The sequence below is a fragment of the Shewanella sp. ENK2 genome (assembly GCF_043568515.1).
Lineage (GTDB): Bacteria > Pseudomonadota > Gammaproteobacteria > Enterobacterales > Shewanellaceae > Shewanella > Shewanella japonica.
This window is the reverse complement of record NZ_CP171406.1, coordinates 3875455-3889905: the sequence shown is the minus strand read 5'-3', so window position 1 is coordinate 3889905 and position 14451 is coordinate 3875455. Positions and strand designations below refer to the sequence as shown.

The window sequence follows — 14451 nt, the reverse complement described above, 5'->3', positions numbered from 1 at the left end:
GCAATATCACTAGCAATGTATGCTCCGTGAATGCGATGAATTTGATTATTAATTTGAACATTATTCAATAACGATAAAAACCTATGACAGCTGTAATATCCCTTCGTGATTACCAACAAGATTCTGTTGATGCCGCTATAAAACACTTTAAGCAAAGTAATGACTCCGCTGTATTAGTATTACCAACAGGTGCTGGTAAAAGTATCGTGATAGCAGAACTTGCAAGAATAGCTAGAGGCAATGTTTTGATATTGACTCATGTTAAAGAGCTAGTCGCTCAAAATGCAGAAAAAGTGGGATTACTGACTCAAGATGCCAGTACCTATTCAGCTGGATTAAACCAAAAAAAGCGGTAGGTAAAACGGTTGTGGCTAGCGTTCAATCAGCTGCTAGGGCACCTGAAAAATTTAACCAAACTTTCTCTTTGGTTATTATTGATGAATGTCACCGTGTTAGTAACGATGAAAATAGTCAGTATTGGCAGTTATTGAATCATCTGAAAAAAATAATCCGCAACTAAAATTACTAGGATTAACGGCAACACCATACAGATTAGGACTAGGCTGGATATTTCGCCATCATTATCACGGTAAAGTCGGCAACACAGAAAAACCTATTTTTGAACAATGTATTTTTGAATTGCCCATGCGGCCACTCATTAAACGTGGCTATTTAACAGCACCTAAGATATTCGATGGCTTAAGCGCACAATATGATTTTAGCCAGGTAACTCCTTCAGAGACGGGCGAATATCCACAAAAAGAAGTCGATGATTTATTAGACCATCAAGGCCGAGCTACCACAGCAATTATTAAACAGGTTGTGCAACTAGCAGAACACCGTAAAGGCGTACTCATATTTGCGGCAACAGTGCGTCATGCAAAAGAAATAATGAAGTTACTCGATGATAGTGCAGCTTTAATTACCGCTGACACCCCTCATACAGTGCGTGATGATATTATTTCACGGTTTAAGCAGCAAAGTCTTAAATACATTGTCAACGTAGCGGTACTTACTACAGGCTTTGATGCTCCACATGTAGATTTAATTGCTATCTTAAGGCCTACGGCCTCTGTGAGCTTATTTCAGCAAATGATTGGCAGAGGCTTACGCTTAGCAAAAGACAAAGAGGATTGCCTAGTCATTGATTATGCGGCTAATGGATATGATCTTTATTTTCCTGAAGTTGGCCAAGTCAAACCCAACAGTAAATCTGTCCCAGTACAAGTACACTGCCCCGTTTGCCAGTTTGCTAATACTTTTTGGGGTATTGTCGATGCCGACGGTGATATTGTTGAACACTTCGGACGACGCTGCCAAGGGTTAGTCGATACAAAACAGGATACACATCAGCAATGTGATTTCAGGTTTCGCTCTAAATCCTGCCCTGATTGTGGCGCTGAAAATGATATTGCAGCGCGCATTTGCCAAACATGCCAGTCAACACTCATTGATCCAGATAAACGATTGAAACAAGTTTTATCCTCTCAACATCATCATTTATTCAAATGCCAAGAGATGCATCTCATCGAAGATGATAAAAAGCTGATAGTGAAATATTTCGATATTGACGCTAATGAATTTAAAGAAAGCTTTAGAATGGAAACACCTGCTCAACGGCGCGCCTTATTTGCAATTTTTATTGCTCCACACTCGCGCACGCCTGGGATGAAACATCCACAATTCTCATCACCTCAACAAGTTGTTGAACACCAGAAACATTTTAAAACGCCTGATTTTCTGTTACTAAAAAAACAAAAGCATAAGTGGGAATTAGTGGAAAAGTTTTTTGATTATAAAGGACGATTTAAAACCATTAATGAAAACAGTTTTGTTTGAATTGAATGAAATTATCAATTCGATAGAACTTATGGTATAAATCGTCAAATCAAAAAAAGGAGTCACTATGTTTGTTGTAATTTTTGGCCGTCCAGGCTGCCCTTATTGTGTTCGTGCTGTTGAACTATCAGAAAAATTAACTGAACAGCGTGACGGATTTAAGTTCAAGTATGTCGACATTCACGCTGAAGGCATTTCAAAAGCTGATTTAGAGAAAACGGTTGGCAAGCCTGTTGAAACAGTGCCGCAAATCTTTGTCGATGAAGTGCATGTTGGTGGTTACACTGAATTTGAACAGTACGTACGTTCAAACAACTTATTGGGCTAATTAGATTAAAAAATCAATTATGCACAAATGAAAAAAGGGTTAATTCAATGAATTAACCCTTTTTTGATGTCGTAATGCTACCTTAGAAAATGATGAGCTTTTAAAGCACGTATTTAGCAGAGAACAAAATACGGCTTAGGTCACCATCACTTCCATTTTCACGTTCGTTTTTCGCGTACATATACTCAACACCAAAGGTCAAAGGCTTGGTTGGTGAATACAATAAGTTAATATAACTTGAGTAAGACTCAGCATTTACTAAGCTACTCGATAGCATGGTATCGTTATCAGCTTTAAATGCTGACACAGTGACACTCGTACGCCATTTGTCATTCCACCAATGGCGGTAAGCGGCATAGCCACCGTAAGAGCTTATCGCTTGTATTTCGCCGTTAGCATCAAGATTACCAGCATTGGCATAATTCAACGCCATATAACGCCCTAGGCCTTCACCGTAGGTTGCTGAGAATTTAAAGTCATCGTTTCCGACCGGGATAATACCGGCAATACTCGCACCGTAACCCATTTCAGTTGAATCTACCGCCTGCCCATCAACATTTTCTTCAACATTCAATTGACGTAAAATACCAGCCACAGAAATAGCAGTCCCGCCTTCTGTCTTAAAGTTATAACGAGCAACGACATCTGGCACAATGCCACTACCACTGGTGAGTCGTGTTGCCGTACCAAATTTATTTACAGTCGTTTCAGGGTTTTCGACTGCTATTTGAAATCCACCATTTGTATAGCGAATCATCGCTTGTCTAACAAAAGGTGTACCTTCGGCTGCACCAACAAAATCTAAGTTTTCAGGCAATGCGCCAGGATTTTGGAACGTTGTCCATGTTTGACCGACTGTCCAGTTATCATAACTAATAAAAGCTTGTCGAATACGTGGTGAATAACTGTTAGATACACGTTCATTACCGTCAGTATGAGTCATGAAATCTAATTCAATAAAACCTGTTAACTTATGACCATCAAAATCTGAAACCGTTTTAAAATTAAAACGAGTCTCTCGCGCCTGAAAATCGACAACTTGTTTACCATTACCCTCTTCGCCATAAATAGTACCAGGCACATAAAATTGACGAGATAAACTTCCTGAATCGGGTGCGCCATTACCATAGTCACTGAACATCACATCAGCTTTTACGTAGCCCCCAAACTGCATATCAGTATCTGCATAACTAACATTACTTAATGCCAGCATTGAACAACCGATTAATAAACCATATTTTGCTTGTTTCATCATGCTCTCCCTGTTCTTATCATCTAAAGCAATATGACCCACTTAACAAATAAGCAACATTAGCAATAGGTCTATTAGACAAAAGTAGATGAGAGAAAGCTAAAATGATTAGCAGGTTTGCAATTAAATGGTAGATAACATTAGCAATTTGAATACGTTAAGACTGCCCAGTAAAATTAATAGCTAAGCAGTATTCTTGTGAACAAAAGAATACTTATTCATGAGGCGATAAAGTTGACAAAAAGTACAACATCAACATATAAGAGTTGAGTTTATTGTAAGGCTGAATAAATTAAAAAAGCTTGAATATGAATAGATTAAAAACGGTAGGACAATAGAAGAACTGAATTAAAGCCGAACAGGCAATCTCACTTTCAGAAAAGTGGTGGGTCGTGAAGGATTCGAACCTTCGACCAATTGGTTAAAAGCCAACTGCTCTACCAACTGAGCTAACGACCCATCTGTATTTCATTAAAACCTATGTTTTAATTGGAGAGAAAGCCAACTGCCTAATTAAACTAAACAACTGAGCTAACGACCCATCTAGTTTTACGTAACGATTCATTACGTCTGAATTAAAGCCTGACTGGCAATCTCACTTTCAGAAAAGTGGTGGGTCGTGAAGGATTCGAACCTTCGACCAATTGGTTAAAAGCCAACTGCTCTACCAACTGAGCTAACGACCCATCTATTTTTTATTAAAACTTATGTTTTAATTGGAAAGAAAGCCAACTGTCTATTCTTGTTATCAAGAGCACAAACAACTGAGCTAACGACCCATCTAGGTTTTGCTTCTAAATCTATGCCTAACTGGCAACACTTTTAGAAAAGTGGTGGGTCGTGAAGGATTCGAACCTTCGACCAATTGGTTAAAAGCCAACTGCTCTACCAACTGAGCTAACGACCCATCTATTTTTCATTAAAACTTATGTCTTAATTGGAGAGAAAGCCAACTGTCTAATCTTGTTAACAAGAGGACAAACAACTGAGCTAACGACCCATCTAGTTTTACGTAACGATTCATTACGTCTAAATTTATGCCTAACTGGCAACACTTTCAGAAAAGTGGTGGGTCGTGAAGGATTCGAACCTTCGACCAATTGGTTAAAAGCCAACTGCTCTACCAACTGAGCTAACGACCCATCTGTACTTCATTAAAACCTATGTCTTAATTGGAGAGAAAGCCAACTGTCTAATCTTGTTAACAAGAGGACAAACAACTGAGCTAACGACCCATCTAGTTTTACGTAACGATTCATTACGTCTAAATTTATGCCTAACTGGCAACACTTTCAGAAAAGTGGTGGGTCGTGAAGGATTCGAACCTTCGACCAATTGGTTAAAAGCCAACTGCTCTACCAACTGAGCTAACGACCCATCTGTATTTCATTAAAACCTATGTTTTAATCGGAGAGAAAGCCAACTGCCTATTCTTGATAACAAGAGCACAAACAACTAATCTAACCACCCCTCTAGTTTTACGTAACGATTTATTACGTCTGATTTAAAGCCTAACTGGCAATCTCACTTTCAGAAAAGTGGTGGGTCGTGAAGGATTCGAACCTTCGACCAATTGGTTAAAAGCCAACTGCTCTACCAACTGAGCTAACGACCCATTTCTGCTTCTTAGATTAAGTGAAGACTATAAATAGTGTTCAATCAATCTGTCATCTAACTAAGTTAATCTAACCTGTTTAATGACCTCAGAACGTCGCTCCGTTCTGAGGGCGCCTATAATACCTTTTTCATCTTCGCATGCAAGTGCAATTTATGGTTTTTTTGCCGTTTGCACTAAAAATAAACTAAGAGGCTGTTTTTTAGTTAAATTAGGCTTACAAAGCCGACAATTGTTGTTGAGCAAGTCTTGCAGAGGCACTATTAGCGTATTCTTTTAACACTCGGTTATAGAATGTCTTCGCTGTCGCACTGTCACCTTCTTTTTCAGCGATCATGCCTAACTTAACTAAACTATCACCACGTTTATTAGAGTTAGGATATTTATTGACCACGGTATTAAATGCAACTTTAGCTTCAGCAAAAGTACCTTTATTGAATAACAACTGGCCTAACCAATAGTTGGCATTGGCAGCATATGTGGAATCTGGGTATTGTTTAATGAAGTCACTAAAGGCCGGAATGGCTTCATCGTACTTACGCTCTTTCAATACAAGGTTCACGGCTTGCTCATAGCTTGCAGTTTCCCCTAGAGTAGACTGAGTGCCAGCAGATGTAGCTGTATCAGCGACAGAGACAGTGGTCGACGCCGCACTCGCTGATAAATTAGCAATTTCTTCATAAAGCTGGCGTTGGCGCTGCAACATTTGACTAATTTGATAATCTTGCTGTTCAGTAATACCACGTAACTCAAGAACTTCACGTTGTAATGCATCTAAACGTTGTTGCGCTTCAAATTCAGATTGTTGTTTTGCTTTAATAATACGTTCTAAACGAGATAGTCGATCATCATTTGACCCGCCTGCAATATCTTGAACAGGTGCAGGGGCAGCGTTAGCACCTGCAGCTACAAACATCGCAGCAACTAAAACAGCATGTTTCATCAATAAACTCCTAAACTGGCCGGCATAGCCGGCCTTCCGTTATCGCTTTTACTCTTCGCGATTAATAAACTAAAACACCGCGGCGGTTTTTTGCAAAACCACTTTCACTGCGTGAAAAATCTAATGGCTTTTCTTCACCATAACTAACAACACTCATTTGGCTAGCTTGAACACCCATACCTTGTAAGTATTTAGCAATAGCTTTAGCACGACGTTCACCTAACGCAATATTGTATTCAGGAGTTCCACGCTCATCAGCATGACCTTCAATTAATACACGTACATTTGGGTGCTCAACTAAATAGTTTCCGTGAGCTTGAATAATTGCAGCATTTTCACTTTGTACTTCACTACGGTCAAAATCAAAATAAATAATATTTTGAGCACGTAATTCTTCTTGCTCAATACGTTGCTGCTCTTCTGGAGTTAAGATTGGCGCTGCGCCACCTGTTTCAACACCACCAGAACCATATTCACCGCCAGTGGTTGTAGTAGTAGAACCACTAGTTGAACCACTTGCGTCAGTTTCAGATTCTGAAGTTGTGCTACATGCACCTAATGCCATTACAGGTACAACAACTAACATAGCTTTAAACAACTTATTCAGATTCATGGGTAATCCTTAATTAAAATTTATAGAAATGGAGACCAGGCTGGCGATTTCACTTCACCTTGGCCTGCTGGTAGTCTTGCTTTAAAACGTCCATCCATAGATACCGCTGCTAATACTTGCTTACCGCGATAGGTTGTACCATAGATAACCATGGTTCCATTAGGTGCAATACTTGGTGACTCATCAAGTTGAGTTGAAGTAAGCACTTGCATAAAGCGAGTTTGAAGATCCATTCTCGCAATATTAAATTTACCATTAGTACGATTTACAAAAATCATACTACGTCCATCAGGAGTGATAGTACCGCCTAGGTTCCACTCACCTTCAAACGTCACACGTGAGATTTTTCCAGTACTCAATTTAACTTGATAAATTTGAGGTCTGCCGCCACGTTCTGAAGTAAAAATCAATGACTCTCCATCAGGCATCCAAGATGCTTCTGTATCAATAGCGTAGTGATTTGTCACACGTTTAAGTGCCTTTGTCGCTATATCAATCACGTAAATTTCAGGTTGTCCATCTTTTGATAATGTAACAGCTAACTTTTTACCATCAGGCGAAAAGCTTGGTGCACCATTAATACCTTTATGGGAGCTCACCTTAATACGTTCTTGAGTATAGATATCTTGAACAAATATTTCTGCTTTACGATTCTCAAAACTCACATAAGCGAGACGACGTCCGTCAGGAGACCAAGTCGGTGACATTAACGGTTCAGGCGAACGCAATAACATTTGCTCGTTATATCCGTCATAATCAGCGATCATCAAGTGATACGGTGATTTCTCCCCCTGTTTGACAACCACATAAGCAATACGACTTAAGAAGGCACCACGTATTCCAGTTAGCTTTTCATACACGATGTCACTGATGCGATGACCATACTGTCTAAATTGCGACTCACTTATTACCGTTTCACGGCTTTCCAATAATAAGTCACTTGCAGGTACTGGACCTTTGTCAGACTGCAACTGCGCTTTGACTAAGTCGATTAAGTCAAAACTCACTAAGTACTGATTAGTACCATAAGGTTTAATCGAACCGACTAAGAGTGCATCTGAAGCCGTTTGCTCCCACCCTGTTGCAATGAATTCGTTAACAGTACTGATATTCGCTTGCGGTAGACTGCGAGCATCCAATGGACTAAATGTACCACTACGAGCTAAATCACTTGTAACAACATCACTAATTTGTGTTGGCGCTGGCCCTCTTCCTTGCCATACAAAAGGCATAACCGCAATGGGCCTTGCGGCATCAACACCTTCAGTAATAACAATATCTAGCGCTGCATTTGCCGTGGTACTGGTTAAAAATACAAAAACTGTTAACCATTTTGCCAAAATCTTCATGTGACTCCTTTAATTAAATTCCGGTGATACGGTTAAATTAATTTCTTTCATTTTATTGTAAACATCTTCTTCAGAAGAAACGGGTAAACGCCCCGCTTTATTAATTGCAGCTTTCGCAGCACGGCAAACGACTTGATCGCCGCTTAACGTTTGGCTTGCCGTCACAAACCCATCTTTTGCGAGTCGAATAAGTACTTGGCAACTTTTACCACGCATTGACTCATCAACCACCAAATTGCGTTGAATCGTTGATTTAATCATTGCTGTATATTTATTGACTTCTGACGTAATTTGCTTTGAACGTGTTGCCGATAAAGCGACTTGCTCAGCTGCCATTGCTTCAGCCATTTCACGTTCTTGACGAGCACGTTCAGCTTCTTCAGCTTGGCGTTTCCGTTCAGCTTCTTCTTTACGTTTACGTTCTTCTTCACGCTTTTTCGCTGCTGCAGCTTCTTCAGCTTTACGTTTTTCAGCGGCTTTTTCTCCGCAGCTTTACGCTCAGCTTCTTTTTGCTTTCTTAATTCCGCAGCTTTTTCAGCTTTCGCTTTTTCTTCAGCTTCTTTAAGTTTTGCGGCCTTAGCTGCATTATTCGCTTTTAATGTCTCTTGTTCTTTTATTCTGCGTTGGTTCTCAAGCTGCTTTATTCGCTCCTGCTCTTTTCTAACTTCTTCCTTCGCTTTGCGGGCTTGCCTATCTAACTCTTCTTGACGCTCACGCTCTTTACGTTGCGTTTCAATTCGCTGTTTTTTGAGTTTTTCAGCATGCTCATTAATACGTTGTTGATCAACGACAACAGCTTGCACAACTGGCTCAGATGATTGCGCTTGAGGCAGATGCTTTGGCTTGTCTTCAAAGCTGATACCAAGAGCTAACGCAACAATAACACCAATATGAATGCCAGCTGAAATAGTAATAGGTAAGGTTAATTCTGATTTTACAGCCACTGAATTACTCCTTAGGTGAATCAGTCATTAGGCCAACAGCAGGCACACCTGCGCCCTGTAGACTGACCATTAACTGAATCACATTTTCATAAGGAATTCTTCTATCAGCCTTAACAACGACTGGCCTTTCTGGCTCTAGCTGGATCATCGCACCAACTTGGATAGAGATCTCATCCAAAGACAGCGGATCATCACTTGAACCACTCCCCACATTTAAGAAATACTCACCAAACTCATCGATAGAAGCAACGATTGGTGGTTTACTTTCTGCAGGTAAAGGTTCGGCTTCGCCTTGTGGCAATTCTACTTTTACGCCTTGCGACACGATAGGCGCTGTGACCATAAAGATGATCAGCAACACCAGCATGACGTCAATATAAGGAACAACATTGATTTCGGCGACCGGACGACGGCGCTTACGTTGATACATTACACCGCTTCCTTCTCACTGTAGGCTTGGCGTTGCAATATGTTAGAGAACTCTTCCATAAAGTTTACATGCGCCATTTCTAGTTTTTCAACTTGTGTCGAAAAGCGGTTATAACCAATTACGGCAGGGATCGCTGCAAATAAACCCATTGCAGTTGCAATTAATGCTTCAGCAATACCTGGTGCTACCATAGCTAAGGTAGCGTTTTCAACTGCACCTAAAGCAATAAACGAATTCATAATGCCCCATACCGTTCCAAATAAACCAATATATGGGCTAGTTGAGCCAATGGTAGCTAATAAAGGTAGATGGGTTTCTAGTCTTTCAACTTCACGAGATAAACTCACACGCATCGCTCTAGATGTGCCATCCATAACGGCTTCCGGTGACTTACTATTTGCCTGACTCAAACGAGAATACTCTTTAAATCCTGCAACGAATAACGCTTCCAGTCCCGAAACCCCTTCACTTCGCGCAGATAATTCTTTGTAGAGTTTATTTAAATCCACACCTGACCAAAATGTGTCTTCAAACTTAATTGATTTAGCACGAGCTGAGTTTAATAGCTTCCTGCGCTGAATAATAACAGCCCATGATGCTATAGATAGACAAAGTAAGGTCAGCATTACCAGTTTGACGAGGACACTTGCCTCTAAAAAAAGACCTATAAAAGAAATTTCAGCTTGCACGATTAAACTCCTGCACAATATTTAATGGGATAGCTCTTGGGCGCATACGAGATAGCGCGATACAAGCAACAATAATGGTTCCTTCACAATAACAGTCACCGTTATCGTCAAGCAAACGCTGCTTAAATACCAAAGAGGCTTTTTTTAATTCTATGACCTTTGATTCAACAAATAAGTTCTGCTCAAACCTAGCTGCAATTCGAAAATCTAACTCAGCATGCTTAACCACAAAAGCAATATCATCAGCTAAAAGTGTGCTTTGTACTACTCCCATCGATTTAAGCCATTCAGTTCTTGCTCGTTCAAAGAAATTTAAATAATTTGAATGATACACAACGCCACCGGCATCCGTGTCTTCATAATAAATTGAAATTGGCCATGTAAACATAATTAGCGATTGTGAATTTTGCGTAATAAAAGATGGCTTACTATACCGAGTACCACCACGCTTGTGAATAAAAGGACACGGCTATAAAAGGTTTATTTTAAAGAGCGATGATTAATTTGCCATTAAACTTAGGGCTTTTGCAGCGATATGCCTAATAAATGAAGAATGTTTAATGTTAGCTATTGATTCATTTACAAACATTTAACTTTTAAGCGTTCCTCATTCGAGTTAGCCATTGAAGGAGGTTCATTACATAAAGGGGATGTTTAACAAAGTAAACTAGAGAACAAACATAAACGTTTTCCAGTGTGTTTATTAGTCTAATTTATAAGTCACTCATATAAAATCGTTAAGTCACAGTAGACAGCAAGAATGATTAATTTTCATTTTTAGAAAAAGTCATGAGTAATGAGTAATGAGTAATGAGTAATGAGTAATGAGAGTTTATCAATAGTGATGCGTAAATAATTTGATGGGTAATTAGTTAAAGGAGTACTAAAAATTCTATACACACATCGGTCATTCAATAGGCTATTTCTGCGATAACTTTACCAAAAGAGCATTTGGATAAGAATATATAGTGCTAAAAGTTACTTATGCTGTTGTTTGTGGATATAGCGATAAAGGATACAAAGTCATAAAGGTGACTAATATCCGCCCAAAAAGCGGGTTAATTATACAGAGCGACCTCAACTTTGTTCTCTGTATAGCAAAAAATTATAAAAAGATTAACGAAAACATCAATTCTAGCTAGTCACTAAAGATACGATTCCCCCATCCCTTACCAAAGCACTAAAAACCCCATTAACAAGGGAATTCAGCAGTATTTCTTATTATTAATTTATTTTGTATTGTTAGTAGAATTGTAAATTTAACATTTATACATCAATTGAAATAAGCACAAAAACAATTAAATATGCATAACGAATGAATATAAACGGCCATTTTAGGTATTCTGGTTTAATTATTGTGATTAGTAAAAATTTAACGACATTGTAATGGATTAGAAATACTTATCTGAAGCTGTAATTTTTCTAGTTTGTCACCTTAGAGTAAACTCTCTAAAATTCATCTTGTTTTCAGGACATAGCTTATTTAGTTATTGAAAACCAAGAACTCCTAGTTGATGTACCCCAATACCTCAACTTATCCCTGGTTCTTATGCTTGACTTCCTTCCTTGAATTTGTGAATACAAATTGTTTGGCCCACTTATTTTAAGTGGGCTTTTTTTACCTTAAATTTATCATCGACTTTATTCTAATGAGTCTCAGTTCATTAAAATGCAACTTACTTTGTGGTGCTGCCATCATGATGTTCAATCAATGGCTTAGAAAACTAAAAAGGCTTAACGCTGAGTTAAGCCTTGAAAGAGATTGGGGCTGCTAGAGTCGTGATAGGCAGAAATTGAAATTTAAATGCTCTTGGAAATTTTGATCACTACGCGGCGGTTACGTGCTCTTTCTTCAACAAGATCGTTAGATGCAACATGACGACGTTCACCATGACCCGTCTTATGAATACGACTTTCTTCAATGCCACTTGCAACAAGAAGATCTGCAACTGTGTCTGCACGACGCTGTGACACCCTTTGATTCACAGAGCGACCACCATAACTGTCAGTATAAGCATCAACAAACACTAACTCTACATCAGAATCATAGGATAAATACTCTTGAACACGTTTCAGCTGCTGTTTTGAAAAACGGGTTAAATTAGTTCCACCCTCTTCATAATTGAGCACGGTAAACGCTATATCATCAAAACCGTAAGGTAACAGCGTCGCTAAACAAGAACGAAACTGACGGTACTCACCACCAAAATTTGCCGAAGATAAGCCTACAGCGACTTTGTCAGATTGATTATACCAATCTGCGTAGTAAAAAGTCGGTTGCATGCCTTTACTTAATTCTGACAACATTGACCAAGCCGCTTTCTTTGGGACTTCACCATTAAATTGTTTTTGATATTTAAGTTTAGTGATCGCTTTTTCATTTACGCCAGGACGCCACTGAGGTGCTTTACTAATTAACTCAGCATTAGTCACTTGATCGGGCTTGTTCCACATATCTAAGGTAAAATTAAGGTTTAAATCTTTACCTGCTTTGCTAGTAAAAATAGCTTTGCCATAATCAGGGATATCATGTTCTAAACGGCATTCAATTGGGCTGTTTTCACTAATGCGCCACATAGAGTTATCTAATGATGCAACATAATGCTGTAAGTCTGCTTGTGCAGAACTTACTAAACAAAAGCTTGATACTAGAATTGCCTTACGCCACATAAAAAACACCCTGTTTGCTAGTCACAATATTCTATCGGCATCGTTTTATGTTTCTTTAGCGTAGAATTTACTCATTCACACATGACACTGGCTCTCTCTTTTAGCATAATAGCCACCATATTAAAGAAAGAGGTTTTTAATGAGCGATATCTGCGACGCAAATAAATTCAAACACCGTTTTAGAGGCTACTTCCCTGTTGTTATTGATGTTGAAACAGCTGGATTTAATGCCGCCACTGATGCGTTGCTAGAAATAGCGGTTACCACCCTTAAAATGAATGATGATGGTTTTATCGAACTAGATAAAACACTTCACTTTCATATTGAACCATTTGAAGGCGCTAACCTAGAACCCGAAGCACTTGCTTTTAATGGCATTGATCCAACAAATCCATTGCGTGGAGCCGTTGAAGAGAAGCAAGCTTTTCTAGAAATATTTAAGCATGTCAAAAAAGCGCAGAAAGCCGCTGATTGTCATCGCTGTATTATTGTGGCCCATAATGCTGCATTTGATATTGGCTTTGTTAATAAAGCCATAGAACGAAACGATTTAAAACGCTCACCTTTCCACCCGTTTGCGACTTTCGATACCGCCACGCTTGCTGGACTTGCAATTGGTCATACAGTGTTGGCAAAGGCCTGTAAAATGGCAGGAATTGAATTTGACAATAAAGAGGCTCATTCAGCCTTGTACGATACAGAGCGCACTGCTGAGTTATTTTGCTACATCGTCAATAAATGGAAGACTTTAGGCGGCTGGCCAATGGTTAGCGAAGAGCACGAAGAAGAATCAATTAAAGAAACATCAGAAAGCTGATTGATATAAATAAAAAAAGCTGCCGAGGCAGCTTTTTTTATGTCTAACAAACCAATATTAAAGCTTGTCAGAGTTATCTTTTAGGTAAGAAGCAACACCTTCAGTTGTTGCAGTCATGCCTTTGTCACCTTTTTCCCAACCTGCAGGACATACTTCACCGTGCTCTTCGTGGAATTGTAATGCGTCAATCATACGTAGCATTTCATCAACATTACGACCTAGTGGTAAGTCGTTAACCACTTGGTGACGAACTTGACCTTCTTTGTCAATTAGGAATGATGCACGGAAAGCAACACCAGCTTCTGGATGTTCAACGTCATATGCTTTACAGATTTCATGTTTTACGTCAGCTACTAATGTGTAGTTAACTTCACCGATACCGCCTTTTTCAACGGCAGTTTTTCTCCAAGCGTGATGAGAGAATTGAGAATCGATTGAAACACCGATAACTTCAACACCACGTTTAGTGAACTCTTCAATGCGGTGATCAAAAGCAATCAGCTCTGAAGGACAAACAAAAGTGAAGTCTAGCGGGTAAAAGAAAACAACTGCTGGCTTACCTTTAATTGCGGTAGATAGATTGAAACTATCAACGATTTCACCAGTACCAAGAACCGCTGCGGCAGTAAAATCTGGGGCCGGACGGCCTACTAATACGCTCATTTTAAATCTCCATCTATGGATTGAAAAAATTAACACAATACCTGTTTAAAACTGATAAGCATTATACCCAAACAAATACAATATGCGAGATAGCTCACATACGTGTTAACGATTAACACGACGAATGTAGGATAATTGCGCTATACCTTACCGCTAATTGAATAAAGACATAAGCCTTTTAAGATGAAATATGGTTTACTTGATGAAAAATACTCCATATCAATCCTTTTTTATTCCTAAAAAAATTTTCAACATCCTTACACGCCTTGTTACATCAATCATAAACCCTACTTACAAGC

General features: G+C 39.1%; 11 protein-coding genes, 6 tRNA genes and 2 pseudogenes. 3 read left to right on the top strand and 16 right to left on the bottom strand.

Annotated features, from left to right (window positions below; translation table 11 throughout):
• Positions 1-83 precede the first annotated feature (83 nt).
• Both ACGEDC_RS17070 and ACGEDC_RS17065 read left to right on the top strand, forming a co-directional pair.
• A pseudogene (locus ACGEDC_RS17070) lies at positions 84-1839 on the top strand (DEAD/DEAH box helicase family protein).
• A 67-nt stretch (positions 1840-1906) separates the two neighbouring features.
• A complete protein-coding gene (locus ACGEDC_RS17065; RefSeq protein ID WP_055026330.1) occupies positions 1907-2167 on the top strand; it encodes a GrxA family glutaredoxin in 261 nt (86 codons plus the stop codon).
• A 100-nt stretch (positions 2168-2267) separates the two neighbouring features.
• On the opposite strand, the gene ACGEDC_RS17060 is transcribed toward ACGEDC_RS17065, so the two are convergent.
• From ACGEDC_RS17060 to ACGEDC_RS16990, 15 genes and pseudogenes are all read right to left on the bottom strand, one after another.
• Positions 2268-3419, bottom strand: coding sequence for a DcaP family trimeric outer membrane transporter (locus tag ACGEDC_RS17060; RefSeq protein WP_065108323.1), 1152 nt, complete (start codon positions 3417-3419; stop codon positions 2268-2270).
• Positions 3420-3802: 383 nt separating this feature from the next.
• Positions 3803-3878: transfer RNA gene (locus tag ACGEDC_RS17055), tRNA-Lys, on the bottom strand.
• A 151-nt stretch (positions 3879-4029) separates the two neighbouring features.
• A tRNA-Lys gene (locus ACGEDC_RS17050) sits at positions 4030-4105 on the bottom strand.
• A gap of 145 nt (positions 4106-4250) precedes the next feature.
• Positions 4251-4326: transfer RNA gene (locus tag ACGEDC_RS17045), tRNA-Lys, on the bottom strand.
• 159 nt (positions 4327-4485) lie between these two features.
• Positions 4486-4561, bottom strand: a tRNA-Lys gene (locus ACGEDC_RS17040).
• 159 nt (positions 4562-4720) lie between these two features.
• Positions 4721-4796, bottom strand: a tRNA-Lys gene (locus ACGEDC_RS17035).
• Positions 4797-4958: 162 nt separating this feature from the next.
• Positions 4959-5034: transfer RNA gene (locus ACGEDC_RS17030), tRNA-Lys, on the bottom strand.
• A 217-nt stretch (positions 5035-5251) separates the two neighbouring features.
• Positions 5252-5977 carry a tol-pal system protein YbgF gene (gene ybgF / locus ACGEDC_RS17025; RefSeq protein WP_055023790.1) on the bottom strand — a complete coding sequence of 242 codons (726 nt, stop codon included), beginning with the start codon at positions 5975-5977 and terminating at the stop codon, positions 5252-5254.
• A gap of 61 nt (positions 5978-6038) precedes the next feature.
• A complete protein-coding gene (gene pal / locus ACGEDC_RS17020) occupies positions 6039-6590 on the bottom strand; it encodes a peptidoglycan-associated lipoprotein Pal (protein ID WP_055023791.1) in 552 nt (183 codons plus the stop codon).
• A 20-nt stretch (positions 6591-6610) separates the two neighbouring features.
• Positions 6611-7939 (bottom strand): Tol-Pal system beta propeller repeat protein TolB, encoded by a 1329-nt coding sequence (gene tolB / locus ACGEDC_RS17015; protein WP_394494643.1) that lies wholly within the window; start codon positions 7937-7939, stop codon positions 6611-6613.
• Between the two features lie 9 nt (positions 7940-7948).
• A pseudogene (gene tolA / locus ACGEDC_RS17010) lies at positions 7949-8883 on the bottom strand (cell envelope integrity protein TolA).
• Between the two features lie 4 nt (positions 8884-8887).
• The gene (gene tolR, locus ACGEDC_RS17005) at positions 8888-9313 is read right to left on the bottom strand and encodes a protein TolR (RefSeq protein WP_055023794.1); all 426 of its coding nucleotides are present in this window, start codon (positions 9311-9313) and stop codon (positions 8888-8890) included.
• On the bottom strand, positions 9313-10002 hold the full coding sequence (tolQ, locus tag ACGEDC_RS17000; RefSeq protein WP_055023795.1) for a protein TolQ: 690 nt from the start codon (positions 10000-10002) through the stop codon (positions 9313-9315). Before tolQ ends, tolR begins: the two co-directional genes overlap by 1 nt.
• On the bottom strand, positions 9992-10393 hold the full coding sequence (gene ybgC / locus ACGEDC_RS16995; RefSeq protein WP_119968336.1) for a tol-pal system-associated acyl-CoA thioesterase: 402 nt from the start codon (positions 10391-10393) through the stop codon (positions 9992-9994). The genes tolQ and ybgC overlap by 11 nt, the downstream gene beginning before the upstream one ends.
• Before the next feature lie 1409 nt (positions 10394-11802).
• Positions 11803-12672 (bottom strand): flagellar protein MotY, encoded by an 870-nt coding sequence (locus ACGEDC_RS16990; protein ID WP_055023797.1) that lies wholly within the window; start codon positions 12670-12672, stop codon positions 11803-11805.
• Positions 12673-12811: 139 nt separating this feature from the next.
• On the opposite strand from ACGEDC_RS16990, the gene rnt reads away from it, so the two are divergent.
• Positions 12812-13489 (top strand): ribonuclease T, encoded by a 678-nt coding sequence (gene rnt, locus ACGEDC_RS16985; RefSeq protein ID WP_055023798.1) that lies wholly within the window; start codon positions 12812-12814, stop codon positions 13487-13489.
• A gap of 57 nt (positions 13490-13546) precedes the next feature.
• Here the strand turns inward: rnt and ACGEDC_RS16980 are convergent, their stop codons facing one another.
• Positions 13547-14152 carry a peroxiredoxin gene (locus ACGEDC_RS16980; protein WP_055023799.1) on the bottom strand — a complete coding sequence of 202 codons (606 nt, stop codon included), beginning with the start codon at positions 14150-14152 and terminating at the stop codon, positions 13547-13549.
• Positions 14153-14451 lie beyond the last annotated feature (299 nt).